This is a genomic window from Streptomyces sp. NPDC055239 (genome assembly GCF_053606205.1).
Window position 1 is genome coordinate 1,459,438 of record NZ_JBSGRD010000001.1, and the last position, 24,771, is coordinate 1,484,208.

19 protein-coding genes and 1 pseudogene are annotated in these 24,771 nt (G+C 69.7%); 8 read left to right on the forward strand and 12 right to left on the reverse strand.

Annotated features, from left to right (window positions below):
* The first annotated feature begins 461 nt into the window (after nt 1–461).
* Nucleotides 462–1,583 carry a substrate-binding domain-containing protein gene (locus ACWFRJ_RS06135; RefSeq protein ID WP_453524992.1) on the forward strand — a complete coding sequence of 374 codons (1,122 nt, stop codon included), beginning with the start codon at nt 462–464 and terminating at the stop codon, nt 1,581–1,583.
* Between the two features lie 440 nt (nt 1,584–2,023).
* On the opposite strand, the gene ACWFRJ_RS06140 is transcribed toward ACWFRJ_RS06135, so the two are convergent.
* Nucleotides 2,024–3,241: a GNAT family N-acetyltransferase gene (locus tag ACWFRJ_RS06140; protein WP_453524993.1), complete on the reverse strand. Its 1,218-nt coding sequence runs from the start codon at nt 3,239–3,241 to the stop codon at nt 2,024–2,026.
* A 30-nt stretch (nt 3,242–3,271) separates the two neighbouring features.
* Here ACWFRJ_RS06140 and ACWFRJ_RS06145 point away from each other — a divergent pair, with 30 nt between their 5' ends.
* A complete protein-coding gene (locus ACWFRJ_RS06145) occupies nt 3,272–3,754 on the forward strand; it encodes a MarR family winged helix-turn-helix transcriptional regulator (RefSeq protein ID WP_453524994.1) in 483 nt (160 codons plus the stop codon).
* Nucleotides 3,755–3,933: 179 nt separating this feature from the next.
* On the opposite strand, the pseudogene ACWFRJ_RS06150 reads toward ACWFRJ_RS06145, so the two are convergent.
* Nucleotides 3,934–4,185: pseudogene (locus ACWFRJ_RS06150) on the reverse strand (cytochrome P450); the annotation flags it as partial.
* A gap of 286 nt (nt 4,186–4,471) precedes the next feature.
* Complete coding sequence (locus ACWFRJ_RS06155) at nt 4,472–5,497, reverse strand: hypothetical protein (protein ID WP_453524995.1); 1,026 nt, start codon at nt 5,495–5,497, stop codon at nt 4,472–4,474.
* 94 nt (nt 5,498–5,591) lie between these two features.
* Here ACWFRJ_RS06155 and ACWFRJ_RS06160 point away from each other — a divergent pair, with 94 nt between their 5' ends.
* On the forward strand, nt 5,592–6,239 hold the full coding sequence (locus tag ACWFRJ_RS06160; protein WP_453524996.1) for a TetR/AcrR family transcriptional regulator: 648 nt from the start codon (nt 5,592–5,594) through the stop codon (nt 6,237–6,239).
* A gap of 916 nt (nt 6,240–7,155) precedes the next feature.
* Here the strand turns inward: ACWFRJ_RS06160 and ACWFRJ_RS06165 are convergent.
* From ACWFRJ_RS06165 to ACWFRJ_RS06175, 3 genes are all read right to left on the reverse strand, one after another.
* Entirely contained in the window at nt 7,156–7,818 is a 663-nt protein-coding gene (locus ACWFRJ_RS06165; RefSeq protein ID WP_453524997.1) for an HAD-IA family hydrolase, read from the reverse strand.
* Between the two features lie 801 nt (nt 7,819–8,619).
* Nucleotides 8,620–10,767, reverse strand: a complete 2,148-nt coding sequence (locus ACWFRJ_RS06170) for a glycosyltransferase family 39 protein (RefSeq protein WP_453524998.1) — start codon at nt 10,765–10,767, stop codon at nt 8,620–8,622.
* A complete protein-coding gene (locus ACWFRJ_RS06175) occupies nt 10,764–12,209 on the reverse strand; it encodes a glycosyltransferase (protein ID WP_453525078.1) in 1,446 nt (481 codons plus the stop codon). The genes ACWFRJ_RS06170 and ACWFRJ_RS06175 overlap by 4 nt, the downstream gene beginning before the upstream one ends.
* Before the next feature lie 416 nt (nt 12,210–12,625).
* Between ACWFRJ_RS06175 and ubiG the strand changes: the two genes are divergently transcribed.
* From ubiG to ACWFRJ_RS06190, 3 genes are read left to right on the forward strand one after another with little or no spacing between them, the layout of a single operon-like run.
* A complete protein-coding gene (gene ubiG / locus ACWFRJ_RS06180) occupies nt 12,626–13,369 on the forward strand; it encodes a bifunctional 2-polyprenyl-6-hydroxyphenol methylase/3-demethylubiquinol 3-O-methyltransferase UbiG (RefSeq protein ID WP_453524999.1) in 744 nt (247 codons plus the stop codon).
* Nucleotides 13,363–14,259 (forward strand): 1,4-dihydroxy-2-naphthoate polyprenyltransferase, encoded by an 897-nt coding sequence (locus ACWFRJ_RS06185; protein WP_453525000.1) that lies wholly within the window; start codon nt 13,363–13,365, stop codon nt 14,257–14,259. Before ubiG ends, ACWFRJ_RS06185 begins: the two co-directional genes overlap by 7 nt.
* Nucleotides 14,260–14,278: 19 nt before the next feature.
* Complete coding sequence (locus ACWFRJ_RS06190) at nt 14,279–15,763, forward strand: flavin-containing monooxygenase (RefSeq protein ID WP_453525001.1); 1,485 nt, start codon at nt 14,279–14,281, stop codon at nt 15,761–15,763.
* 15 nt (nt 15,764–15,778) lie between these two features.
* On the opposite strand, the gene ACWFRJ_RS06195 is transcribed toward ACWFRJ_RS06190, so the two are convergent.
* From ACWFRJ_RS06195 to ACWFRJ_RS06215, 5 genes are read right to left on the reverse strand one after another with little or no spacing between them, the layout of a single operon-like run.
* Nucleotides 15,779–17,002, reverse strand: a complete 1,224-nt coding sequence (locus tag ACWFRJ_RS06195; RefSeq protein ID WP_453525002.1) for a 3-hydroxybenzoate 6-monooxygenase — start codon at nt 17,000–17,002, stop codon at nt 15,779–15,781.
* An 8-nt stretch (nt 17,003–17,010) separates the two neighbouring features.
* The gene (locus ACWFRJ_RS06200; protein WP_453525079.1) at nt 17,011–18,963 is read right to left on the reverse strand and encodes an anthranilate synthase family protein; all 1,953 of its coding nucleotides are present in this window, start codon (nt 18,961–18,963) and stop codon (nt 17,011–17,013) included.
* Nucleotides 18,957–19,619: an isochorismatase family protein gene (locus ACWFRJ_RS06205; protein WP_453525003.1), complete on the reverse strand. Its 663-nt coding sequence runs from the start codon at nt 19,617–19,619 to the stop codon at nt 18,957–18,959. Before ACWFRJ_RS06205 ends, ACWFRJ_RS06200 begins: the two co-directional genes overlap by 7 nt.
* Nucleotides 19,620–19,663: 44 nt before the next feature.
* Nucleotides 19,664–20,419, reverse strand: a complete 756-nt coding sequence (locus ACWFRJ_RS06210; RefSeq protein ID WP_453525004.1) for a 2,3-dihydro-2,3-dihydroxybenzoate dehydrogenase — start codon at nt 20,417–20,419, stop codon at nt 19,664–19,666.
* A gap of 29 nt (nt 20,420–20,448) precedes the next feature.
* Nucleotides 20,449–20,907 (reverse strand): DUF2834 domain-containing protein, encoded by a 459-nt coding sequence (locus ACWFRJ_RS06215; RefSeq protein ID WP_453525005.1) that lies wholly within the window; start codon nt 20,905–20,907, stop codon nt 20,449–20,451.
* A 355-nt stretch (nt 20,908–21,262) separates the two neighbouring features.
* Here ACWFRJ_RS06215 and ACWFRJ_RS06220 point away from each other — a divergent pair, with 355 nt between their 5' ends.
* Nucleotides 21,263–21,709, forward strand: a complete 447-nt coding sequence (locus ACWFRJ_RS06220) for a hypothetical protein (RefSeq protein ID WP_453525006.1) — start codon at nt 21,263–21,265, stop codon at nt 21,707–21,709.
* A gap of 15 nt (nt 21,710–21,724) precedes the next feature.
* Here ACWFRJ_RS06220 and ACWFRJ_RS06225 read toward each other — a convergent pair whose 3' ends face one another.
* The gene (locus ACWFRJ_RS06225; RefSeq protein ID WP_453525007.1) at nt 21,725–23,677 is read right to left on the reverse strand and encodes an acyl-CoA dehydrogenase family protein; all 1,953 of its coding nucleotides are present in this window, start codon (nt 23,675–23,677) and stop codon (nt 21,725–21,727) included.
* A 400-nt stretch (nt 23,678–24,077) separates the two neighbouring features.
* Between ACWFRJ_RS06225 and ACWFRJ_RS06230 the strand changes: the two genes are divergently transcribed.
* Complete coding sequence (locus ACWFRJ_RS06230; RefSeq protein ID WP_453525008.1) at nt 24,078–24,761, forward strand: ScbR family autoregulator-binding transcription factor; 684 nt, start codon at nt 24,078–24,080, stop codon at nt 24,759–24,761.
* Nucleotides 24,762–24,771: the final 10 nt, after the last annotated feature.

Here is a 24,771-nt window from a genome sequence, read left to right on the forward strand (position 1 = left end):
CGACCACAGACGTACACGCGTGGCTCCGGAGGGCCGGTTCGAACAACCAGTGAGTGTGCCGCCGGCGAGAAGCGCGGTGCCCAGGCCCGCGGAGGCCCGCAGCAGGGACCTCCGCGACCGGTGCGTCCGAGGGGTGCTCGCGCTCTCACAGGCGTCGGAGGAGAAACCGAACACCAGGTGTTTCCTTTCGTGCAGGAAGGTGTTCGCACACTTCAGCCCTTGCACGATTTTCGGTCAACGGTAACGAAGTGTATCGATCAGGATCGATAGAAAAAGAAAGATCAACTAGCCTGAAGAGGCCCTCCCTGTCCGGGCTTTGCGGACTCTTCGTTCCGTTCGTCGTACGCACGGTGATGTGACCGGGGACGGGTATCCGGATCGGGGCCACCTGCGGTAGAACAGCAGGAACCCAAGAGAAGTTGACCGATACGAATCGATCAAAGCGAAAGGCCAGGGACACGATGGCGCTGGCTTCGGAACGTCAGGAGTTCATTCTCGCCACCGTGCGGGAGCACGGCACCGTGCGCCTGGCCGACCTGGTCGAGCGGCTCGGGGTCACCGCCGTCACCGTCCGCCGGGACGTCACGATGCTGGCCGACCGGGGACTGGTACGGCGCGTCCACGGAGGGGTCACCCTGCCCTACCGCGGTCCGGCAGCCGACGAGCGAGCCGCCCGGGGCGCCTTCGCCAACGGACGGCTGCCCGACCAGGCCTTCGTAGGCATGGTCGTCCCCACCGTCGAGTACTACTGGCCGGCCGTCATCCAGGGCGCCCAGTCAGCCGTCGCTGCCGCAGGCGGACGACTGGTACTGCGCGCCTCCGCCTACGACGCGGCCGAGGACCGGCGCCAGGTGACGGGGCTTCTCGATCGCGGCGTGCGCAGCCTGCTCGTCGCCCCGACCAACACCGGCGAGGCCGGCCAGGACTTGCTGCGCTGGCTCGGCACGCTGAACATCCCCGTCGTCCTGGTCGAACGGCTGCCGCCACCGGCCCTGCCCACCCTGCACCTCGACGCCGCCACCACCGCGCACGGCCTCGGCGCGGGCCTGGCCGTACGGCACCTGGTCACGCTGGGCCACCGACGTATCGCCTTCATCACCGCGCGCTTCAGCCCCACCACTCAGGCCCTGCGCGAAGGATGGCAGGAGACCATCGCCTCCCTCGGCCTGTCCAGCCACGACGGCCTGGCACACGACGTACCGCCGTACGGGTCCTCCGGCTGGACGGACGCCTACGACGCCACACTCCGCAGCTGTCGCGAAGCCGGCGCCACAGCCCTGTTCGTACACTCCGACGGCGAAGCCGTCGGCCTGGTCGAACGCGCCCACGAGCATGGCCTGACCGTCCCCGACGACCTCGCCGTCATCACCTACGACGACGAAGTAGCCGCAGCCGCCGACCCTCCGCTGACCGCCGTACGCCCGCAGAAACACCGGCTGGGCGCCCTGGCCGCCGACATGGCCCTGGCGCGTGCCAATGACCCGATCGAACGCCCGGTCCACCGCGTCCAGTTGTGGCCCACGCTGATCGTCCGCGCATCCTGCGGTGGCACCGCGCCCGTGTCAGTCCCGGTGAACAGGTGACCCTGCCCACGGAGCGCGGGCCGTGACAGATTGCCGAAGCGCGCCGCGAAGTGCTGTTGCCAGTGGCGTGACGGTGGCGGCCGCTGGTGGCGGTTGTCCGTGAGGCGGCATCAGGCGCGTCCTCGTCTTTGGCTCCCCGGTCCGTGAAGCGTCAACCGACAGCAGCAGCAATGCGGTGGAGAGCAGCCTCAGCCATGGGGCTGGAATCCCCCGGCTTTAGCCATGGGGAGGAACGTCAACAGCTCAAACGGAGTGCCGGTCATAAGGGCGCACCCCTGGCGGCTTGCCCCAGCCCGCCAGGTGCAGGCTCCACGTCAGCAGAACCGACGCCACCAGGGAAGCAAGCCCCAGCCAGAGTCCCGGGCGCCAGCCGATGATTCCCACGCCGATGGCCAGTGCTCCGGCTCATCCCGCGATGGTGCGCCCGTCGTAGTGCGCGCTCACTGTCCGCCCCCTTGCGGGGTGTCTGCCAAGGCTGCCGCTCCCACCTGCTCCGTGCCATGAACGGCCTGAGCGTCATTGCGTCCGACGGCGAGACCACTTGTCCCTGCGCCATCTTGGGCTGAGACGGCGCACTGTGGCTCGGCGGCATCCTTGATGAGGGTGACGGTTTCGTCGTCCTCGGTGGACCGGATCAGGCGATACCCCGCGCTCTCGTAGAAGGCGATGTTGCGGTGGCTGTGGGAGCCGGTGGACAGCACGGTGCGACGGCATTGCGGCGGGGCGGCGCGCTCGGTGATGTGAAGGAGCCAGCGGGCCAGGCCCTGACGGCGCAGGTCGGGTGCCACACCCAGGCGGCCTATGTGCCAGTCGGTGCCGGTGCGGCGTGCGCGCACCAGCGCGAGTAGCCGACCGTCCCGCCACAGGCCGGTGGTGTGCCACTGCGTCAGCCATGCGCGGACCTGGTCCGGTGATTCGTGCAGGGCCGGCACGGTCAGGGTGTTGTTGGCGAGTGCCTCATCCACCCAACAGCAGCGTTGCAGCACGGTGACCTCCGGTGCGTCCTGCGGGAGCAGCCGTCTTGCGTAGGACCCGGGCAGCGGTCCGGGCGTCGCTCCGGCCCGGGCTGCGTCGCGCAATGGCCGCAGCGCGTGGGTGACTCGGATGAGTTCGTCCAGTACGCCGGCGGCTGCGGCGTCACGGGCGGGATCAGGGATCACCTTGCCGTGCTCCGTGGCGTCGGTGATGCGCATCGCGACGGTGGCGCCCAGTGGTACCAGGCGCAGGGTGGTCGCTACCTGTTTGGCGTGCTGGACGGCTCGGGTGCCGGCCGAGGTGTTGCCGTAACTGACGAATCCGATCGGCTTCCACGCCCATTCACCGCCCAGGTAGTCCAGGGCGTTCTTCAAAGTGGCCGGCATTCCGTAGTTGTACTCCGGTGTGACGACGATGAAGCCGTCCGCCGCACTCACCATCGCGCTCCACTGCCGGGTGTGCTCGTGCTGGTAGATGCCGGAGGAGGGGTGTGCCTCCTCGTCGAGGAACGGAAGCGCGAGGTCGCTCAGGCGGACGGTCACGAGTTCGGCCTGCAGTTGCGTCGCCCGGGACGTGAGCGCCTGGGTGAGCCATGTCCCGATCGCGGGACCCAGGGCGCCGGGGCGCGTGCTGCACACCATGACAAGGATCCGCGTCGGCGTCGAAGACGATGTCGTTGACATGGAAATGAACGTAGCTGCTATTTTGATTACATGTCAACGAAAACGTCGGGCGGCGCTCCAACCTGGCTCGACCCCGAAGAGGAGCGCGCCTGGCGGGCTTTCCGCCGCATGGTGATCGCCGTCCAGACCGGCACGGCACGCGACTTGGCCGCAGCCGGTCTTTCCGAGCCCGACTACGAGGTGCTGAGCACTCTGTCGGAACGCCCTGAACACACCAGCACGCTCCACGAGCAGGCTGCCAAGATGGGCTGGTCGCGAAGCCGCCTGTCGCGCCACGCCACCCGGATGGAAACGCGTGGCCTCATCCGGCGCGCACCTGACCCCGCCGACGGCCGGGGCTGTCTCCTCCGGCTCACCGAGCGGGGCCTGGAAAACCTCACCGAGGCTGCCCCGGCCCACGTCACATCTGTTCGCCGGCACTTCGTCGACCGCCTGGCACCCGCCGACCTGGCGGCGCTCGAGGACATCGCCCAGAAACTGGTCACCGACCTACCGCAAACCGACTTGCTCTGAACTCCCTGCGGGGGAGGCGGTCCAGCAGGATGCGCAGGGCCAAGGTTGCCTCCGGACGGGCCAGCGGGGCGCGCGGGCAATGGTGCAGGCCGTTCCCGAAGGCGAGGTGGGCGCGGGCTGCGGTTGCTGTCGAACCGTTCGGGGGAGGGGAAGCGCGCGGGGTCACGGTTCGCGGCGACGATGGAGAGAACGACACGGGCGCCCGCTGGTATCCGGGCGCCGCCGAGGCCGATCGGTTCGGCGGCGTAGCGGTAAGTGCCCGCAGGCGCGGGCGACTCGACGCGGAGCGTCTCCTTCACGGCGCCCTGCAGCAACTCGGGGTCGACACGGAGGGCGGCGAACTGCTCGGGATGGCTGAGCAGGAGGTGGACGGTGCTGGCGATGAGGTTGACGGTGGCCTCGTGCCCTGCGACGAGCAACAAGAAGGCCATGCCGAGAAGTTCCCCCCGGGGCGAGCCGGTCGCCGCTTCTCCTCTGCGAGCCCGGCGAGGTAGGCGGCCCGGTCTGCTTCTGGCACGCCGAGGCCTCGCAGCCGTCTCAGCGGGGATGAAGGCTCGCCGAGGCGTCCCCCGGGGCGGGAGGCACAGGTCGCGTCGGTCCACCTCTACCCGCCTCCGAGGGCAGGCGCCTCCGCCTGGGGCTGGCCGCCGCTGTGCCCGCCCCCGGACCTCGGCAGACGCTGCCGACCGATCCCCCACGCCTTGATCCCGAGCAGACTCAGTCGCGGTAGTGATCGGCGATTGCGGCGAAGGCGGCCTTGGGCTCCCAAGGCAGGTCGGGGTAGGTGTCGCCGTGGCGGTCTTCGAGGATTTTGACGATGCCGAGGCTGGCGAGGTCGAGATCGTCACGAGGATCGCCGTCGGGGCGGTGGGGCAGGTTGTACAGCGCGAAGAGGAACACGAAGGCGCTGTCGACGCCCTCGCTGTCGAAGATCTCCAGCAGTTCGCTCAGGTATGCCGCCTGGCCCGCCTCGTCGCGCTCGTATGCTCCGCTCAGCTTCAGTGGCGCCCCGGTGGTTTCGTCGGTTTCGAGGATTTCCATGCTGCGGGGTGCGACGTCACCCGCGCCGCGCCAGGTGGCGGTGCCGAAGCCGGTGATAGCGACCGGTTTGGGCTGTGCGACGAGGCTGCGCACGGCCTCTCGGAATTGGTCGGCTACCTGCGCAGATCGGATGAGTTCGAAGGTTGTGAAGTCGAACAAGTCCCAGTCGACGGCTTCGAACTGGATGGCAGCGTAGGTGACATTGCCGTCGAAGCGCTCGCGAACCACCGTCACGGCTTCGCGGAGGAAGGTGTTGAGGCGGGTGGCGACTGCGGCAAGTCGCTCGGACCGACGGGCCGGGTCGCTCAGTAGCCAGCCGAGTCGCTCTTGGGTGCTGTCACCTTCGAGGAACCCATGGTTCATGACGCTCAGCTCGGCGCCGGTGACGAACACGACCTCGGCTCCTTGCGTCCGCAGTCGCTCGGCCCGCTCTGCGCAGTCAGCGATCAGGACGAGGATTTCGTCGGTCGTCAGCTCCAGAGGGTAGGGCGAGAACCAGATTTCCAGTCCGAGCTCGGCGGCGTGACGGGCGGCGAGCTCCAGGCGGCCCGGGTCGCTGCCGGTGACGTGGACGGCGGTGCAGTGGAGATCGTCGCGGATGATGGTCAGCTCCTTCTCGACCACGTCGGGGTCGAAGTGTTCCCGGGAGCTGCTGCCATTGCGCAGGAAGCCGGTGTCGTAGCAGATGCCCTTGGCTCGCATGCATCTGACCTTTCTGCAGGGGGTCTGAGAGTAAAAGCAAATATTGCGTGCACGCAAGTTTGCGTGCACGCACTCAAGCCGGGATACTCCGAGGGTGACGACAAAGCGGACCGGGCTGCGCGAGGAGAAGAAGCAGGCCACCCGAGTGGCATTGCGGGAGGCGGCACTTCGGCTGGCCCTCAAACACGGGCCCGAAAACGTCCGCGTCGACGACATCGCCGAGGCGGCCGGGGTCTCGCCGAGGACCTACAACAACTACTTCTCCAGTCGCGAACAGGCGATCGTCGCCGCCGTCACCGCCGAACGGGAATCCCGGGTCGCCGCGGCCATGGCAGCCAGGCCCGCCCACGTCCGCCTCGCCGATGCCTTGGCCGAAGCGATCCTGGAGCAGTACACCGAACCGCGTGACCACGACGAGCTGCTGCTGATCACCGCCAGTCCCGCACTGCGTGACACGTTCCTCAACGCCGCCGCAGCGATCGAACACCCCCTCGCCGCCACGATCGACCAGCGCCTCGGCTACACCGGCACGCCCGCCCCCCGCGTGCTCGCCGCAAGCGTGGCCGCTGCGGTTCGGGTCGCACTTGAGCTGTGGCTGCAACCTGCGGCCACCCCCCTGACAGCCGGTGGGCTCGTCGTGCCGTCCGGTTCGCTACCGGACCTGCTGCGTTCCGCGCTCGCCACCCTCGAACCTGCATTTGACGCTGCCGAGGAGCAGGCTCGGCAGCGCGTGCGGCAGTGAATCCGTTCCATGGGCGGCACCGGTATTGCGGTGGTGGGTCCGGCGTGAGCCGTAGTGCCGTCAATGGTCGGCGGCGGCGTTTCATAGCTGGTCGCTCGCGAAACGCCATGCCGCGCCCCACCTGCGGCGACCATGTTGCATGAGTTGTCGCAAGCGGCTGGACGACTGAGGAGATCCAGACCGGCGTCGCACTGATGCCGAGCTCGAGGCCCCGGCTCGTGTGAACGGTCAGTTGTGGCGGGGGAGAGTCGGGGTTGAGGTTCGCGCGTCCCCGGTTCACCGCGGCCGCCAAGGCCTTCGCCGACGCGCATGCTCAGCCTTTGCCGCAGAGTTCGGCGTGGGCTCCAGCAGCCACGCGGCCGCCTTCGAGTTGCTGACGTTCGATCTGGACCACGGCGTCGTCTACACGAAGAGCCCGGTCGGGGCTAGCTCACCGGGGTGGGACATCGCAGGTGGAACCCGTGCGTATGTGCGTCAGGAGTACCGCGAACTGTCACTCAGCCTCACCAGGCTGATCGCAGAAGGATGCTCCCGGCTTGGTGGGGCACTACGAGTCTGCTGCGGTGAGCCTGCGCAAGCACGAGCTGGGCGGTGAGCGTGTGGCGGTCTATCTGGTGCTGGATCGCTGACGTAGAGGATGGCGTTCACGATCTCTCGCAGATCATGCACCGGCGCTGCGGTGCCCGGACCGGTGCGGGCGGCCTGCCAAGCCACGAGCACGGGCTCGATCAACGTTCAGTGGGCATCGGAGACACCGCTGCGATAAGGGCGTCGAGAACTCACGAGTCACGCAATGACCTACCACCGCCGGAGTAACTGTGAACACCACAAATCATGTGTAAGCCAGATCAGTTGCCCTCAAAAGGCGCGTGCACCCCTTTGCAGAAAGGGAGTTGGTGAGACGGCCGGAAGACGCCTACACCGGCAGGACCGAGCTCCCCCCGAGCAGGCGCTCCAGTTCGGCAACGGTCTCGTCCTCCGTGGTCGCGAGGACGGTGGTGATGCCAAGGGCCTTGGCGGGCGGAAGGTTGATCGGGCGGTCGTCGACGAAGACGCAGGCCGGGCCCGGCAGGCCGAGGCGGTCCAGGGTGAGCTGGTAGATCGCCGGGTCGGGCTTCGCCAGGCCTACCGCCTCCGAGATCACGTGGACATCGAACATGTCCCAAATACCGGACTGCTCATACGGGTTGAACGGCTCCAGCCCGAAGCTGTTCGACAGGAGCGCCAGCCGGTAGCCCGAATCCTTCGCGGCACGGGCGAGCGACGTCATTCGCCGGGCCCGTGGCACCTTCGCCCAGGCGCGCCCCATCAGGTTCTCCGCGGCAACGTGTGAGCCAAGGAGGGCAGCAGTCCCCTCGTTCCACTCCGCCTGGCCGATCTGCCCGATCTCCAGGGCCGTGTACAGCCGTCGCCCCTCGGGGTGGTCGTTGAGGGTCTGCCGCCAGGCTTCCGCAAGGAGCCCTTCGGACTCGCACCAGGTGCGGTGCACGAGGCGGGGATCACCTGTCAGTACCCCGGCGAAGTCCAGGATGAGTCCGCGGGGGGTGTTGTGGTGGGCGGTGTCCTTGGGCTGCGGCATGCTGCAGGGTTCCTCTCCGTTGACCTCAACGACGACGCTACCGCTCGGTGCTCATCTTCTTCATCACCGTACGATTCGTTGGCTTGCCGACGATGCTGTGCTGGGCCCCCTGTGGCAGGGAGAGTCCGTGAACCTGGAGGGCGCGTGTAGGGTCTCGCGGCTCATGATTCGCGGGGACATTGAGACCGGCGGCTTCGTCCAAGTCTCCTGCTGTGAGCGACCAGCCAGCCTCATGGGCGTGGCCGAGCTGGCAGGCCGGTATTCGGCCTGTGCGATGGCGATCGCCCTGCAGCCTCGGCAGGCTCAAGGTTGCCATCAAGATGAGAGCGGGCCGTTTGAAAGAAGTCTGTTCGCACTTCGTGGAACCGGAGCTACCGCCCATGCGGGTAGCGGTCCAGGGCCTCGTACAACGATTGTTGCCGACTTGCTGTAGGCGTATATGAGGGCGTCAGCATCAGAGGCGGATGGCAAGCCCAAGGTAATGATCTGGGGGTCGATTCGCTGTCCGCACTCCGTACGTCCCGGATTGTGTGAGTCCATTGACCGCAGTGTATGTAGGGAACTGAGAATCATCGCGGTGACCGGCCAGCCAATTTCTCCGGTTTCACCGCATTCGCCCGTAGTCGCCGGTACTGGCTGGGTTCTGGTGGTTTGGCGTTGTGTGTTGTGGTGTGGTGTGGCAGGTGTTTGGAGTGTGGCGGGCTGGGCGGGCTGGGTGGTGTTGGGTTGCTTGGGTGTGGCTCGCCGGGTTTCTTGGGTGTGGCTTGCTGGTGTGGTTTGTCGGGTTTTTTGCTGGTTGTGTCAGGTTGTGGTGGGGCGGGTCAGGTCGTAGAGCGTGGTGTTGTCGATCGTGATTTTTTTGAAGTGGGAGGTGATCCACTGGGATATCTGTGTGCTGGTGCCGCCGCCGGGGTCGGCTCCCTGGCTGCCGCCCACGAAGTAGTGGATTTTCCCGTCGGCGACGTACTGTTTGAACTGGGCGAGTGTCGGGGACGGGTCGGTGCCGACGAAGCCGCCGATCGGCATCACCGGGTGCTGGGTGGCGATCTGGTAGCTGGCCGCGATCTGGGCGCCGATGGTGGCGGCGGCCCAGGTGTAGTGGTCGGCGTCGGCCAGGAGTGCGGCTTTGACGTTGTCGCTTACTGAGAGGCCGTTGATGAGGGCCTCTATGTCGCCGCCCTGGGCCTGGGCTTGGGCTTGGGTCTTGCCGCCCGGTTGGGGGGTGCTCGCCTTGCCGGTGGGCTGTTGCGCGCCGCCCGTGTCCTTCGGGCCATCCGCGCTGTCCTGTCCGCCTGTGTCCTTCGGGTCGCCCGCGCTGTCCGGCCCACCCGTGCTCTTCGGGTTGCCCGCGCTGTCCGGTCCGCCTGTGCTCTTCGGGTCGCCCGTGCTGTCCGGCCCGCTCGTATCGCTGGTATCGCCCGGGTCGCTGGTGCCTTCCGGGTCGCTGGTGTCTTCCGGGGTGCCTGCGTCGTCCGGTGTTGAGGGGCCTGCCGCCACGATTGATCCGGTATGGCCTTCGCCGAGGGTCGTCACGGTGTATGCGAAGGGTCCTGCGAGTGAGGCCGCGAGGCCCAGTCCGGCTGCTGCCAGGCCGAGGCGGTGTCCGGGCCGGGGTCCGGGCCGCTGCGCGAGGGGCAGGACGAGTGCGGCCGTCAGGCCGCCGGCCAGTACGGCCCAGCGCAGCCACGGCACGTATCCGGCCGTGCGCCCGAGCAGGAGGTAGGACCAGATGGCGGTGACCGCGACGGTGCCGCCGAGCATTGCCGGGGGGAGGGGCCGCTCGCGTTGCTCCCAGAGGGCCGCGGCGCCCATGCCGACGAGCGCGGCGATGTACGGGGCCAGGGCCACTGTGTAGTACGCGTGGAACATTCCCTTCATGAAGCTGAAGACCGCCGCGGTTACCAGGAGCGAGCTGCCCCAGGCCAGGAACGCGGCGCGTGCGGTGTCCGTCCGTCCGGCCCGCCGGGTCAGCACGAGCCCGGCGGCGAGCAGGATCAGCGCGGCGGGCAGGAGCCAGGTGATCTGGCCGCCGATGTTCGTGCTCATGAGCCGGCCGAGGCCGGTCTCTCCCGAGCTCCAGCCTCCGCCGGCGTTGCCGGCCTCGTCGCCCTTGATCCGGCCGAGCCCGTTGTAGCCGAAGGTCAGTTCCAGGAAGGAGTTGTTCTGCGAGCCTCCGATGTACGGGCGCGAGGACGCGGGCCAGAGCTCCACGAGCGCCACCCACCAGCCTCCGGATGCCAGCACCGCGAGTCCGGCCAGGGCGAGTTGGCCCAGCCGGCGCCTGACGGGCGTCGGGGCGCACGCCGCGTACAGGAGCGCGAGCGGCGGCAGGATCAGGAACGCCTGCAGGGATTTGGTGAGAAACGCGAACCCGACCGCGACGCCCGCCCACAGGAGCCACCTGGTACGGGCCTCTTCGAGGGCGCGCAGTACGCAGTACACGGTGAGGGTCATCAGGAGCGTGAGCGGCGCGTCCGGGTTGTTGAAGCGGAACATCAGCGCCGCGACGGGCGCGGTGGCGAACACCGCGACCGCGATGAGCCCGGCCGCCGCCGTGGACCGCCGGCGCACCGCCGCGTACAGCACGCCCGCGGTGGCCACGGCCATCAGCACCTGCGGCAGCAGGATCTGCCAGGAACCCAGGCCGAAGAGGCGTACGGACAGGCCCATCGGCCAGAGTGCGGCGGGCGGCTTGTCCACGGTGATGGAGTTGGCGGCGTCGGACGAGCCGAAGAAGAACGCCTTCCAGCTCTCGCTGCCCGCCTGGGCGGCCGCCGAGTAGAAGGGGTTGGCGTATCCGGAGGCGCTCAGGTTCCAGAGGTAGGAGAGCCCCACGGCGGCGAGGAGCCCGATCAGCGCCGGCCGCACCCAGCGGGCGTCCGGGGACGCGGGTGAGGCCGCGGGTGAGGTCGCAGGCGGGGACGGGGGCGAGGGTGCGGTGACGGTCATCGAGCTGCTCCGGAGTCGTGGCGCCGCTGATCGCGGTCGACGTCGACGTGGACGTGGACGTCGCGGTCGAGGTCGAGGTCGTGGTTCTCGTGCGCGTACTCGTGCTCGTGCTTGTGCTTGTGTTCGTCGGGGGTGTGCCGGTCCGGGAATACCCAGATCCGGAACAGCAGGAAGCGCAGCACGGTGGCCGCGAGGTTGGCGGCGATCAGGACGGTGAGTTCGGTGCCGTGTGAGGGGTCACCGACGGCCGTGTCGAGCGCGGTGAGCGAACCGCTGGTCAGCACGAGCCCGATGGCGAACACCACGAGCCCCTGCGCCTGGTGCCGCACGGCCCGGCCCCGGCCGCGCACCCCGAAGGTCAGGCGCCGGTTGGCCGCCGTGTTGGCCAGCGCGGAGACGAACAGCGCGCCGGCGTTGGCGGGCTGGGCCCCCAGCCCGAGCCGGAACAGCGAGTACAGGAGCAGATAGAAGAGGGTGGAGAGCGCCCCCACCACACAGAACCCGACCAGTTGTCGCGCCAGCCCCTGGGGGACTCCCTCGAGCTGGCGGTCCCGTGGATCGTCCCCGAAGGGCCGCGCGAGCCGGTCCAGGGACAGTGCGCCGACCGCGAGTGCCCGCCCGACCCGCCACACGCCCTTGAGGTCATCGGTCGCGGTCCGCATGAGGTGCACGGTCGAGTCGGGATCGTCGACCCAGTCCACCGGTACTTCGTGGATCCGCAGCCCGGCCCGTTCGGCGAGCACGAGCAGCTCGGTGTCGAAGAACCACCCGGTGTCCTCGACCATCGGGAGCAGCCGCTCGGCGACATCCCGCCGGATCGCTTTGAACCCGCACTGCGCGTCGGAGAACCGGGCGGCCAGCGAGCCGCGCAGGATCAGGTTGTACGTCCGCGAGATGAACTCCCGCTTGGGCCCGCGCACCACCCGTGAGCCGCGCGAGAGCCGTGAGCCGATCGCCAGGTCCGAGTGCCCGGAGATGAGCGGCGCGACCAGCGGAAGCAGCGCGTTGAGGTCCGTGGACAGATCCACGTCCATGTATGCGAGCACCGAGGCGTCCGAGCCCGACCACACGGCACGCAGTGCCCGCCCGCGCCCCTTCTGGTCGAGCCGGTGGGCCCGTACCTGGGCCAGCTCACCCGCGAGCCGGACGGCGATCTCGGGCGTACGGTCACTGCTCGCGTTGTCGGCGATGGTGATCCGGAACCCGCCCTGCCCGTAGGGGAACGTACGGGCCAGATGCGCGTGCAGCCGCCGCACGCAACTCTCCAGATCCTCCTCCTCGTTGTAGACGGGAACCACGACGTCGAGTACCGGTACGTCGCTGCCCCCCGCGGGCAGGTGCTCCCGCTCGGGCAGCCGCTCCCGGCCCGGCCGCCGTTCCCGGTCGGCCAGGGCCGAATCGGTGGACCGGATCCGGCCCCTCGCCCTGAGGTGGGGCGACATGCCGCGGTGGCGCTCCACTACGGGCGTGTGCTCTTGTTCGCTGGACACACCAGTCCTCCCTGCTGTCGGAGCTTGCGGCTCAGGGTCAGGGGGGCGGGTCGTAGTTCGATCGAGGCAGGCTCAAAGTGCGCGCGACGCTCGCTCAAGACGCGTCGGCCGTGCGCGGAAGGTCTGCAGCAGCAGGGACTCGACGCGGCTCGACGCGATGCGAGGGCCCGCGGACTCACGGCCCCAGCGCCCCGCGCCCCAGCCCCAGCGCCCCGCGGCCGACGCCCCACGGCCCACGGCCGACGCCCCACGGCCCGCGGTCCGCGGTTCCGCTCGGTTTCCACCGCGGCTCCAGCGGGATGCGGGAGTGTGCGAGGGCCGGTGGCAGATGCCGGTCCATTTCCCGTGCGCCGCTGAGGGGGATCAGCATGGTGGAACGATCAGCGATCAGAGAGGATTTCATCGCTGACTACGACGGTCTTGCCGATCAGTGGTGGGACCCGCGGGGAGCGCTCGCACCACTGGGCTGGATCGCCCGTGCCCGCGCCGAGTACCTTCCCGCCGCCGGGCAGGGGCAGGGGCAGGGGCAGGGGGAAAGGCAGGCCTTCCTGCTTGATGTCGCCTGCGGGGGCGGGCTGTTCGGCCCGTACGCGGCCGCCAAGGGATATCGCGTGGTGGGCGTGGACCTCTCGGAACTGTCACTCCGAGAAGCCCTGCGGCACGGCTTCGACGAAGTGGTCCGGGCCGACATCAGCGGCCTCCCCTTCGCGGACGAGTCGTTCGATGCCGTCACCGCCGGGCAGTGCCTGGAGCACGTACCGGATCCCTACGCCGTGGTGAGTGAGGCATGCCGGGTGCTGCGCCCGGGCGGCACGCTGGTCGTGGACACCATCGCCGACACCGCGGTGGCCCGGTTCGTCTCGGTCACACTCGCCGAGAACCTGCCGCTGGCGGGCCGCCCGCCCCGCGGCACCCACGACCACCGGCTCTTCGTCAACCGGGCCCGGCTGGCCCGGACCGCGCGCGCGAACGGGGTGGAGCTCACCCTGCGGGGGCTGCGGCCACGGATGCGCGACCTGGCCCGCTATGCGGCCGGGCGCCGCGAGGAGGTCCGCATGATCGCCACGAAGTCCACTGCGGTCCTCTTCCTCGGTGCGGGAACGAAATGCTGACGCAGGCGCAGCGGGCGGCCCGCCCCGCCCCGCTGCGCAACTGGCTGACCGGGGCCCGGCTCAAGACCCTGCCGGTGTCCTTCGCGCCGCTTGCCGTGGGCCTGGCGCTCGCCCACTCGCTGGGAGGGGTCAACTGGTGGCACGCCGCCCTGACGGTGGTGTTCGTGCTCGGCTTCGTCCTCGGCACCAACTTCTTCAACGACTACAGCGACGGCATCAGGGGAGCCGACGACCACCGCCTGGGCCCCGCCCGCCTGGTCGGCTCCGGGCAGGCCACGCCGGAGCAGGTCTTCCGCTGCGGGGCGGTGCTGTTCCTGGTCGGCGCCCTGGCCGGGACGGTCCTGGCCGTTCTCGTCTCCTGGTGGGTCCTGGCCCTGGTGGTGCTCTGCGCCTGTGGCGGATGGTTCTACACCGGTGGCCCCCACCCGTATGGCTACCACGGGTTCGGCGAGATCAGCATCTTCCTCTTCCACGGCGTGGTGTTCGTCTGTGCCCCCGTGTACATCCAGCTCGGTCATGTCCCCCTGCCGGCCGTGGCCGCGTCGCTGCCCGTCGGGTTTCTCGCCTGCGCGCTGATCACCACCAACAATCTTCGCGACATCCCCACTGACGCCGCCGCGGGGAAGAACACCCTGGCCGTGCGGATCGGCGCCGCCGCCACCCGCCGGTTCTATCTCCTGTGCGTCGGCGCCGCCTTCGCCACCGGGCTCCTGCTCGCCCTCGGCCGCCCGTGGGCGCTGCTGGTCCTCGGCGCGGTCCCGTTCGCCGTCCTGCCGGTGCGCCGGGTACGGGGCGGGGCCGGCGGCCGCGACCTGATTCCGGCGCTGGAGCACACCTGTCTGCTCCTCCTCGCCTTTGGCACCCTCCAGGCCACCGGCCTGGCCCTGTGACTGCGTCGAGGAGAGACCGATGACCCCTGATCATGAAGTGCTCGTCGTCGGCGCCGGGTTCTCCGGCATCGGCGCGGCGATCGCACTGCGCCACAGCTCCCTCGACGACTTCGTGATCCTGGAGGAGCAGGACGACGTCGGCGGCAGCTGGCACGCCAACAAGTACCCCGGCATCGCGGTCGACATCTCCGCCTTCTCCTACTCCTTCAGCCGCGAACCCTTCACGTGGTCCCGGCTCTTCCCGCCCGGGGAGGAACTGAAGGCGTACGCGGATCACTGCATCGACAAGTACGGCCTGCGGCCGCACCTGCGCTTCGGCACCAGGGTCGTACGGGCCCAGTACGAGGAATCGGCGCATGTGTGGCACGTCTTCCTTCAGGACGGCAGCTCGCTGACGGCACGATTCATCATCTGCGCCACCGGCTGGCTCACCAGGCCCAGGACGCCCGACATCCCGGGCCTGGACACCTTCACGGGCCAGGTCGTGCACACGGCGGCGTGGGATCAGTGCCTGGAGCTGGCCGGGCGGCGCGTGGGGGTGATCGGCACCGGCGCCTCGGCGGTGCAGCTGGTTCCGGAGATCGCCTCCCGGGTGGAGCAGCTCCACGTCTACCAGCGCACCCCCATCTGGCTTCTCCCCAAGCCGGACATGGCCGTGCCCAAAGCGCTCCGGCGGCTGTTCGAGACGGCTCCGTGGACGCAGCGCACGGTCCGGCTGCTCACCGACTTCATGACGGAAGTCAGCTTCGTGGCCGCCATGGTGCACTACCGCCGCTTCCCCTTCCTGGTGCGTGCGGGGGAGGCGGCATCCAAGCTCTACCTGCGGCGCCAGGTCAGGGGCGATCGCGCGCTGATGCGCAAGTTCACGCCTGCCTACCGGGTGGGCTGCAAACGGCCGTCCCTGAGCAAGGGCTTCTGGCGCGCCTTCACCCGCAGCAACGTGGAACTCCTCACCGAGCCCATAGAGGAGATCACCGGGAGGGGCATTCGCACCACGGACGGCAAGGAGCAGGCGTTGGACGTGCTCGTCCTGGCCACCGGATTCCACGTCCTGGACAATCTGCCGCCCTTCCCGGTGCACGGCCAGGGCGGCCGGGAGCTGGGGGAATTCTGGCGGACCGAACGCTTCCAGGCCTACGAAGGCACGTCCGTGAAGGGGTATCCGAACCTGTGGTTCATCGTGGGTCCCTACTCCTTCACCGGCGGTTCCTGGTTCGGCATGATCGAGTACCAGGTCACCCACGCGCTGCGAGTGATCAATGAGGCCCGGCGCCGGCAGGCCACGCAGGCGGTGGTGCGGCCGGAGAAGCACGAGCGTTCGTTCCGCGAGGCGCTGCGCAGGCAGCAGAACACCGTGTTCCTCGACCCCAGTTGCCGGACGTCGAACAGCTACTACCTCGACGCGCACGGGGACGCGCCGGCTGTCCGGCCCGCCTCCACCTATGAGGCGGCCTGGCGGGCCCGGCACTTCGACCTCGACGACTACCGCTACGACCGAGTCTGATCCGCGCCGGCCGGCTCACCTCCTCTCCCCCCGGTGCGGTGCCGCCGGTGGCGGCCGGGGGGCGAAATGCCGGGCACCGTGCAGCCAGGCGACCTTCTCGTACAGGTCGTCCTCGGACAGCGCGCGCAGCATCGCATCGCGGCGCAGGGCGGCGTCGCCCGCCGGATGGTAGAGCCGGGTGCCCATCTCCCGGGCAAGGAGCTGGGTGCGTGCGGTGCGCTCGCGCCGCCCGGCGCTGTACGTCTCCAGGCGCCGTGCCACATCGTCGCCCGCGGCGGCGCCGGTGAGCACCGCTCCCAGTACGACGGCGTCCTCCAGCGCCTGGCATGCGCCTTGGGCCGCGTACTGAAGCATCGGATGGGCGGCGTCGCCCATGAGGGTCACCCGGCCGTCCGTCCAGACGCCGGCCGGGTCGCGATCGCACAGCACCCACTCCCGCCAGCCCTCGCCGAGTTCCAGGAGGCGGCGTGCGGTGGGGCCGAGGCCCGTGAACCGGTCCAGTACGCTCTGGCGGTGGGCGTGGCGGCCCGTCACCTGTTCTCGGGCTCCGTCGTCCAGGGTCGCGGCGAGGTTCAGGTAGTGGCCGCCGCCGATGAGGTAGTGGACGAAGTGCCGGCGCGGGCCGGCCCACAAGGTGACCGCGTTCCAGCGCAGTTCCTCGGGGACCTTGCCGATGGGTATCACCGAACGGTAGATGGTGTGGCCGGAGACCCGCGGCGCGCCGTCGCCCACCAGCTGCGCGCGCACGGCCGAGTGGAGGCCGTCCGCCCCGACCAGCAGCCCGCCGGTGAAGACCCGGCCGTCCGTCGTGTGGGCGCTGACCCCGGTCCGCTGCTGGGTGTAGCCGTGCACGGCGGCGCCGGGCACCAGGGTGATGCCGCCGGCCGCGAGGCACGCGAACAGCAGCGGCTGGTAGAGATCGCCGCGCTGCACCACCGCATACGGGTTGCCAAACCGTCTGCGGTATCGCTCGGCCAGCGGCATCAGGGCGATCGCTGCGCCCGTGGTGGCGTCCATGAGGCGCAGTTCGTCGATGTACACGGCCCGCTCGCGTACCGCGCGGCCCACGCCGAGGAGGTCCAGGGCGTGGAAGGCGTTCGGGCCGAGCTGGATGCCCGCACCGGCCTCGGCGAAGGTCTCCCGGCGTTCCAGGACGGTGACGTGATGCCCGGCGCGGGCCAGCGCCAGGGCGGTGGCAAGGCCACCGATGCCGCCGCCGGCGATGAGTGCGTGTGCCATCTGGCTGTTCAGTCCCTTCCTGCCGGGTGCCGCGCGGACGTCTGGGGCGCGAGGGGCCGCTGCATCTGCGTCAGCAGGGAGGAAAGGATCCGGGGGCCGTCCTGGGTCAGTACGGACTCCGGGTGGAACTGCACCGAGGCGAAGTGCCGGCCCCGCAGGCCGTGCACCTCGCCGGTGTCCCGGTCCCTGCTCACCGTCACCCGGCCGGCCAGGGGGTGTTCGATGAAGTCCTCCTGGGCATGGGCCGCGAACGTGTTGTAGAAGCCCACCCGCTCGCGGCGTCCGAAGAGGCCGATCTCGCGCTGCACACCCTGGTTCGGGACCGGGCGGCGCAGCAGCCGCAGTCCGAGCAGCCCGCTCACCACCTGGTGGCTCAGGCACACCCCGAGGAAAGGGCGCTCCTGTGCGAGCAGGCGGTAGGCCGCGGCATGGAGGCTCGCGATCTTCGGGTGCCCCATGTCTGCGGGATCCCCCGGCCCGGGACCGAGCACCACCAGGTCGTGCGCCGCGGCCTCGTACTCCTCGTCGTACCGGCGCACGGTGACCTCGGCGCCCAGAGCCTGCAGCTGGTGGCCGAGCATCACCGTGAAGGTGTCCTCGGCATCGATCACGAGCACCCGGCGCCCCGCGAGTTCGGCGCTCACGCGGTCTCTGCTGTCCGGCGCCTCCAGCCAGAATCCGGCGACGGCTTCGTTGCGGCGGGCCAGGGCCGCGCGGACCTGCGGATGCTCGGCGAAGCGGCTGGGGCCCGGCCCGGTCAGGGCCGTGAGCAGCCCGGCCGCCTTGGCCCGGGTCTCGCGCGCCTCCGCTTGGGGGTCCGAGTGGCGTACCAGGGTCGCCCCGGCGCCGATGTCCAGACGGCCGCCGGCCGCGATGTCGGCCGTCCGGATCAAAATCGCGGAGTCCAGGGTCCGCTCTCCGGACGCGTCGCTGCCGATGAGCGCGGCCACGCCGCTGTAGTAGCCGCGCCCGGTCCTCTCGTGGCGGCTGATCACCCTGGCGGCGTTCTCCAGGGGCGCTCCGGTCACCGTCGGGGCGAACAGGGTCTCCCTGAGGATGTCGCGGACGTCTTTGCCGGTGCGCCCCTCGATGAGGTATTCGGTGTGCGCGACCCGCGCCATCTCCCGCAGGTACGGCCCGATCAGCCGCCCGCCGGAGGGGCAGACCCGGGCCATCATCTTCAGCTCTTCGTCCACGACCATGTAGAGCTCGTCGGATTCCTTGCGGTCCGACAGGAAGGACATCACGCCGTCGAAGGTGGCGCCGCCGGGGGGATAGCAGTACGTGCCGCTGAGGGGGTTCATGACCGCGGTGCCGTCGCGCACGCTGATGTGCCGCTCGGGGGTCGCGCCCACGAGTATCCGGTCACGGGTGTGCACCAGGAAGGTCCAGTAGGTGCCCGCCTCGCGTTCGAGGAGGCGCCGGAAGAACGACAGGGCGCCGAGGGCCGAGAAGCCCGGCAGCCACGCCGTGAACGCCCGCTTGATGACGAAGTTCGCGCCTTCTCCGGTGCCGATCTCCTCGGCGATCACCCGGCGCACGATGTCGGCGTACTCGTCGTCCGAGAGCTCGAATCCGTCGGAGTCGATCTTGACGGGATCGTTCGGCAGCCGGCGCAGGGCCGTGACCAGCGGCAGTTCCTGTTGCCCGGTGACGCTCAGCGCGATGAGCGGCGCATCGTCGTCGAGGACCGCGAACCCGCGCTCCTTGATCTGCCGGTAGGGCACCAGGGCGAGCAGCTCGTGAACGCCTGCCGGGGCGGGCGCGTCAGCGAGCGGCAGGTCGGCCAGCGTGGAGCACGGGGCCGCGTCGCCCAGCAGCACCTCCAGGGTGTCCCCGGCACCGGCCTTCGGGCGGTGCAGCAAGGCGAACGTGGGCGTGGTGCCGTCCACAATCCGCTCGAGCAGGTCCGGGCCGTCGCCGCGGGGGCCGGCCGCCGACGGGTGCGGGCCGCTCAGCATGGCGCTTGTGCCGGTGCGGCCGCGAGGGCGTCGCACAGCGACGCCGTGGTGAGAACGGCGGAGCAGCGCTGGGCCGCGTACTGCATCGCCAGCCGGTGGTGGGCGGCGGAGAAGTCCGCGACGGCGTCGCCGGCCACGAACGGCTGGATGTCGTGGCTGAAGGCGTCCGCCACGGACATCAGCACACCGACGTGCGCGTAGACACCGCAGACGATGAGCTGGTCGCGGCCTGCTGCGCGCATCCGCTCCAGCAGGTCCGTCTGGAAGAAGGCGCTGTAGCGCCACTTGGTGAACACCCAGTCGCCGGGGGCGGGTTCCAGTCCCGCGACGATCCGGCGGTGCTCGGGCGATGGGCGCATCCCCGGGCCCCAGAAGTCGCCGAGCAGGCCGCGCTCCAGCGCGGTCATGCCGCCGGGCTGTGCGGTGTAGGCGACCGGAACGCCGGATCGGGCGCAGCGCCGGCGCAGCGACGCCGCATTGCGCAGGAGCGGGACGCGGGGCGAAGCGCCCTGCGGGAACGGCTCGAGGAAGTACTCCTGCATGTCGTGAACGAGCAGCACGGCTCGTCGCGGGTCGGGCTGCCAGTCGACGACCGCACAAGGAAGCTCGGTCGGCGCGGGCATCGGGTAGGACTCGATGGGCGGTATGCCTGCCATGCGACGGCGGTCCTTTCGGGAAGGGGCGGGTGGGGGAGGGCCGGCTATGCCTGGACCCCGAGGGCGGCCCCGCCGTCGACGGTCAGGGAGTTCATCGTGATCTGCCCGGCCTGGTCCGACAGCAGGAATGCGGCAGCGTGGGCGATGTCCTGCGGCCGCGCCACCTTGCCCAGCGGGATGCCGACCCGGTACGCGGCCGGGTCCCCCGCCACGCTCGCGGTGGCCGCGCTCCCGGCGGGGTGCATGCCGTGCAGCATCGGGGTGTCGGTCGAACCGGGGGCGACCAGGTTGCAGCGGATGTTGTACTGCGCGACCTCCAGGCCCAGGCACTTGGTGTACGCGATCGCGGCCGCCTTGGACGCCGCGTACGCGGCCATGTTCCAGCGCGCGGTGCCCGCCGCGTTCGAGGCGACGGTGACGATCGCGCCCCGGAGCCGTGGAACCATGCGGTTGACCACCGCCCGGGACATCAGGAACACGCCGTCCGTGTTGACCGCGAAGGCGGCCTGCCAGTCCTCGTCGCTCAGGCGTCTGGCCTCGCCGGTGCAAAGCACCCCGGCCGCGTTCACCAGGTAGTCGATGGGCCCCAGCTGCCGCTCCACCGTGCTCACCACGGCCTCGACCTCGGTGCTCGAGGTGACGTCGGCCGCGTGGCCGTGCACGGGCAGTCCCTCGGCGCGGAGCCTGACGGCGGTGTCCCACAGCTGCGCGGTGTCCAGGTCGACGGCGGCGACCGGGGTGCCCTGCTGGGCGAGCAGGCGTGCCACGGCGGTGCCGATGCCGCCGGCCGCACCGGTCACCAGAGCGACGCCTCGCGCCGCCGGGCGGTTCACGGCGCTGCCTGCGCTGCCTGCGCTGCCTGCGCTGCCTGCGCGGTCACCGGGCGCACGGGGTGATCAGTGCCCACCGGCCCGCCCGTGCCGCGCGCGGCGGCGATCTTCAGCTGGCGCACGAGCATGAACAGGCCGTAGGTCACGATCAGTGCGATCGCCGGGGCCCCGGCGATGTACGCCCAGACATGCCGGATCCGGTACCGCCGCCCTTCGACGATCATGTAGGCGCCGAGCGCTGCCCAGACGAGCACCAGGTCGGCGTAGACGAACCGGGTGGCCAGGTTCGACGTCGCGTCACGCAGGAAGTTCTCCACGACGCCGGGGAACCCCGCGTCCGCGTTCTGGACAACGAAGACGACGGCCATCGTCCCCATGATGCCGAGACCGGTGACGGCGGACAGCCCGTACAGGATGCACAGTGCGCGGTCTTTTCCCTTTACCTCGGCAATACGCATCGCGTTGTCCCTTCAAAGGTCCTCTCAGGCGCAGCGGCCCGCCTTCGCCACGGTCGGTGCGGGAACTCGAGAAACGCTGGGAAGCGGATGGAGATCCGTCGGAGGCGGCCAGAAATGCCAAGTGCCGGGTGCCGGCGCATAAACGCCGTGGGAAGCGGACGCTCTCCCGTCAATTGGCGGGGGACCGTCCGCTTCCCACGGCGCTTGAGGAGTTCTGCGGTACGGGTCGAGGTGCGCTCGAGGCGCAGTGGAGAAGCAGCGGTGTCCGGGGGGACCGCGGCGATCTGGGCTCCTGGTGATCGGCCCCGGGCCGTAGGCTCGGGCCGGGGGCAAGCAGAGGGAAGGGGGCCGGGAGATGGCCCAGGTGATACGGACGAAGCCCTGGAGTCTGCTGAGAGTGGCGCAGCTTGCCGGGGTCACCGCGAGGATTGCCTACGCGGCGCGTGACAGGGGAGTGCTCCACCCCAGCGTCCTTGGGGCGAGCGACGCCTTGCCCTTGCGCACGTTCGATGCGCTGCGCAGGATCAGCTGGCCCGGTACCAGCTACGCGCGCAATCTTCCCCAGCACATGCGGCTCTGGGAGTCACGGGCGATCGAGCAGTCCCGTCTGGACATCGAGGTGGTGGACCGGCAGGCGGGGCTGTATGTCCATCAGGCCGGGGCCGTTCTCGTGGTGAAGCCGAGTGGGCATGCGCCGGTCGTCCTGGAGCTTTTGGCAGAGGAAGCGCCGTTCCTGCATCTGCCGCTGGGGGCCTGGGCCCACGAGGCGCGCCAGAGGGCGGGGCGCGTCAGGCAGGGATGAGGCGGCCCGGGGCCATCAGTTGGGCGAGGCCTCGAGGAAGTCGCTGACCCTTGTGGCGTACGAGCTGTTGGCGATGGGGATGGCGGCCAGGTACTCCTGCGGCAGGTCGAACGCGTCGACGAGGGGCGTCATGTGCTCGGCCAGGGCGTGGAGGAGTGCGTCGATCGTCGACGGCAGTGCGTGGATGTGGTCGGCCGACAGGTGGCCGGCGGCCAGCAGATCACCCGTGTGGTGGCTGATCTCCTGGAGCAGGAACAGGCGGCAGAGGTCTTCGAGCAGGGAGCGGGCAGCGGGGTCGGCGGTCCGGCCGATGGCGGCGATGAACGCGTCGGCGGCCTGGAGGCGGGCATGGGCCGAGACCATCTCCAGGCCCGAGGACGAGGCGGCGTTCCAGCGGCCGAGCGGGTCGCCCCGGCGTCCCTGGCGCAGTGCGGTGCACGCTCGGCTCTGCCACAGGCCCTCCACCTCGGCGAGCAGGTCGCGCAGGAAGGCCGGGTCGGTGAGGGTCTGGCCTTTCGGGGACGCCGGGCGCGCGTCGAGGCGCTCGGTCCGGTGGCCGAAGACCATCTCGGCGGCCGCCTTGACCCAGAGCGGGAGGTTGTCGCCCTCGGCGGTGACCGAGCCCTCGGCGTCCAGCTGGAGATCGGCCAGGCCGTTGAGGGGGAAGAGCCCCTGGGCCCCGCACCGTTCGCGGCATTCGATCATGATGGTGCGGCCCTGCCAGGTGATCCACGCCTTGGCGATGGCCACCAGGCGCTCTGTCTCCACCCGGTTCTCGGGCGTGTGCGCGGCCCACCGGTCGGTCACGGTCCGGTGCAGGAATGTCATGGCGTAGGCCGTTGCCAGGCTCTGGAGCAGCCTGCCGTAGTGGCTGCGGTGCGCGGTCAGCGGCACCCGCTCACCGGTCTTGGGACCACTGATGTGACGGTGGTGTGCGTAGCGCACGGCGATGGTCAGGGCCGCCCGGGAGGCGCCGACGCTCGCGGCGCTCATGCAGAGCTTGCCCGTGGTGACGCGCGCGATCGACTGGAGGAACCGTTTGCGGCGGTTGCCCATGCTGCTGTCGAGCACCCCCTGGTCGCTCAGCCGCCCGTGGTCCGCCTCCAGCAGGGCCTCGCGGGGCAGGCGGACGTGATCGAACGAGGTGAGGCAGTGGTCGACCGGGTTGCCGATCCGGTCGGGAAGCCGGCGGACCCGGATCCCGGGCAGCTCTCCCGCCTCGTTGCTCAGCGGTGTCAGGAACAGGAAGACCCCGTGGTCCTCACCGTCGATCAGGAGCCGCGCGGCGACCACGGCGCTCTTGGGGCCCCCTGTGGAGCTGGTGTTGGGCATGAACTTCTGCGCGGCGGGGTGGGGGGTGTTCAGGACGAAGCCCCCGGTGGCGCGGTCGAACTCGGCGGTGGTCTGCAGGGCGGGGGCGTCGTTCCCGTGCTCGAGCTCCGAGCAGAGAAACGTTCCCGTGCGCTGCATGGAGGTGTAGGGGGCGAGGCCGTCCCGCTCGTCGTGGTCGTACAGGCTGCCCAGGAACAGGTTGTAGTGGATGCTCGCCAGTGCGCACAGCGCTCCGTCCGAGGCCGCGGTCCACTCGTGCAGAGCGGCCAGCTGGCGCGGATCGCGCGCCAGCTGCTCGGCGCAGACGGCCGTGTCGTTCACCAGGCGCAGGCGGCGGTAGGAGAGTTCGGTGCGCTCGGCGGTGGAGAGGCCGGGGACGTAACGGAATTCCTTGCGGGCGATGATGTCGCGCCACCGCCCGTGTATTCGGGCCCTGTCGACGGGGTCGAACAGCTGGTGCATCAGCTGTTCGGCGACGGGTGCCGCCGTGGGGCCCGCCTCGTTCGCCGGAGGCGAGGCCGCCCCGGCGGCCAGCTGGAGTAGGCCCAGACCGGACGGCACACCGGCGACGGCCGGTCTCGCCTGTGGGTCGTCTGCGGCCTGGAGCGCGATCTTCTGCATCGTCAGCAAGGTCATATCAGTGCCTCAGCTTCGAATGAATGGGTCAAGGTCGCCAATAAGATACTGACCTACCGGTTTTTTACAAGACTCTTTACTAACGCTTGACCTTTGCGAGGGTGTCAAAGATCAAAATGGGTATCCCGGTCGGTTAATGCGCCCGGACAAACGGAACTTGACGGTCCCAACGGATTCCATAGAAGCCATTGGAAAACCGGTCGCCAGGTTTTATTCTCTCCCCAACGGCCCCGCCGGTGGGCCCTGGAGGACCGCATGCTCAGCCGGGAGTGTCACCGAAGTGCGATATGGCAGCGGAATGCCCTAGTCCAGAAAGGCGGGACGCACTAAGATACGTACGTGCCGGTTTCTTTTCCCGTGTTCCGTTGATCCGCCGGCGCCGGACTGGTAGGAGGATGTTGTGGCACAGCAGGAGCGGGCCATCAGGACACGGCAGACGATCCTCATGGCGGCATCTGCTGTGTTCGACGAGGTCGGGTACGAGGCCGCGACCATCTCCGAGATCCTCAAACGGTCCGGCGTGACCAAGGGCGCGCTCTACTTTCACTTCACGTCCAAGGACGAGCTCGCCCAGGCGGTCCTGGCCGCCCAGGTCGGTTCGCTGCCCCCGATTCCTCGTCGGGAGCTGACCCTGCAGGAGGGGCTGGACTCGGCCCTGGTGATGGCCTACCTGCTCAGTCGCGGGGACTCCTTGGTGCGGGGCAGCGTCCGGCTCACCGTCGAGCAGGGCGTGCGGGACGGCCTGGACAGGCAGGTGCCGATCCAGGCGTGGCTCGACGTCAACGAAGCCGTCCTGGGGAAGGCGAAGGCGGACGGGGAACTGCTTCCGCACATTGATGTGGCCGCCGCGGCGCGGCTGTTCGCCAGCTGTTTCACCGGGGTCCAGATCATGTCGAAGATCATGACCGGACATGCGGACATGCTGGCGCGGGTGTCGGAACTCCAGCAGTACCTGATGACGTCCGTCGCGGTGCCGGGGGTGCTCGTGCAGCTGGACTTCAGGCCGGAGCGGGGCCAAGAGGTGTACGAGGAAGCGATGAACGCCCAGGAGGAGGCGCAGGCCTCCCGGGCCGAGCCGGCCTGAGCGGACACTC

What these genes read in the sequence shown, in the direction of transcription:
- ACWFRJ_RS06135 (WP_453524992.1), top strand. Translation starts at nt 462, where the DNA reads ATGGCGCTGGCTTCGGAACGTCAGGAGTTCATTCTCGCCACCGTGCGG.
- ACWFRJ_RS06140 (WP_453524993.1), bottom strand. Translation starts at nt 3,241, where the DNA reads ATGTCAACGACATCGTCTTCGACGCCGACGCGGATCCTTGTCATGGTG.
- ACWFRJ_RS06145 (WP_453524994.1), top strand. Translation starts at nt 3,272, where the DNA reads ATGTCAACGAAAACGTCGGGCGGCGCTCCAACCTGGCTCGACCCCGAA.
- ACWFRJ_RS06155 (WP_453524995.1), bottom strand. Translation starts at nt 5,497, where the DNA reads ATGCGAGCCAAGGGCATCTGCTACGACACCGGCTTCCTGCGCAATGGC.
- ACWFRJ_RS06165 (WP_453524997.1), bottom strand. Translation starts at nt 7,818, where the DNA reads ATGCCGCAGCCCAAGGACACCGCCCACCACAACACCCCCCGCGGACTC.
- ACWFRJ_RS06170 (WP_453524998.1), bottom strand. Translation starts at nt 10,767, where the DNA reads ATGACCGTCACCGCACCCTCGCCCCCGTCCCCGCCTGCGACCTCACCC.
- ACWFRJ_RS06175 (WP_453525078.1), bottom strand. Translation starts at nt 12,209, where the DNA reads ATGTCGCCCCACCTCAGGGCGAGGGGCCGGATCCGGTCCACCGATTCG.
- ubiG (WP_453524999.1), top strand. Translation starts at nt 12,626, where the DNA reads ATGGTGGAACGATCAGCGATCAGAGAGGATTTCATCGCTGACTACGAC.
- ACWFRJ_RS06185 (WP_453525000.1), top strand. Translation starts at nt 13,363, where the DNA reads ATGCTGACGCAGGCGCAGCGGGCGGCCCGCCCCGCCCCGCTGCGCAAC.
- ACWFRJ_RS06190 (WP_453525001.1), top strand. Translation starts at nt 14,279, where the DNA reads ATGACCCCTGATCATGAAGTGCTCGTCGTCGGCGCCGGGTTCTCCGGC.
- ACWFRJ_RS06195 (WP_453525002.1), bottom strand. Translation starts at nt 17,002, where the DNA reads ATGGCACACGCACTCATCGCCGGCGGCGGCATCGGTGGCCTTGCCACC.
- ACWFRJ_RS06200 (WP_453525079.1), bottom strand. Translation starts at nt 18,963, where the DNA reads ATGCTGAGCGGCCCGCACCCGTCGGCGGCCGGCCCCCGCGGCGACGGC.
- ACWFRJ_RS06205 (WP_453525003.1), bottom strand. Translation starts at nt 19,619, where the DNA reads ATGGCAGGCATACCGCCCATCGAGTCCTACCCGATGCCCGCGCCGACC.
- ACWFRJ_RS06215 (WP_453525005.1), bottom strand. Translation starts at nt 20,907, where the DNA reads ATGCGTATTGCCGAGGTAAAGGGAAAAGACCGCGCACTGTGCATCCTG.
- ACWFRJ_RS06220 (WP_453525006.1), top strand. Translation starts at nt 21,263, where the DNA reads ATGGCCCAGGTGATACGGACGAAGCCCTGGAGTCTGCTGAGAGTGGCG.
- ACWFRJ_RS06225 (WP_453525007.1), bottom strand. Translation starts at nt 23,677, where the DNA reads ATGACCTTGCTGACGATGCAGAAGATCGCGCTCCAGGCCGCAGACGAC.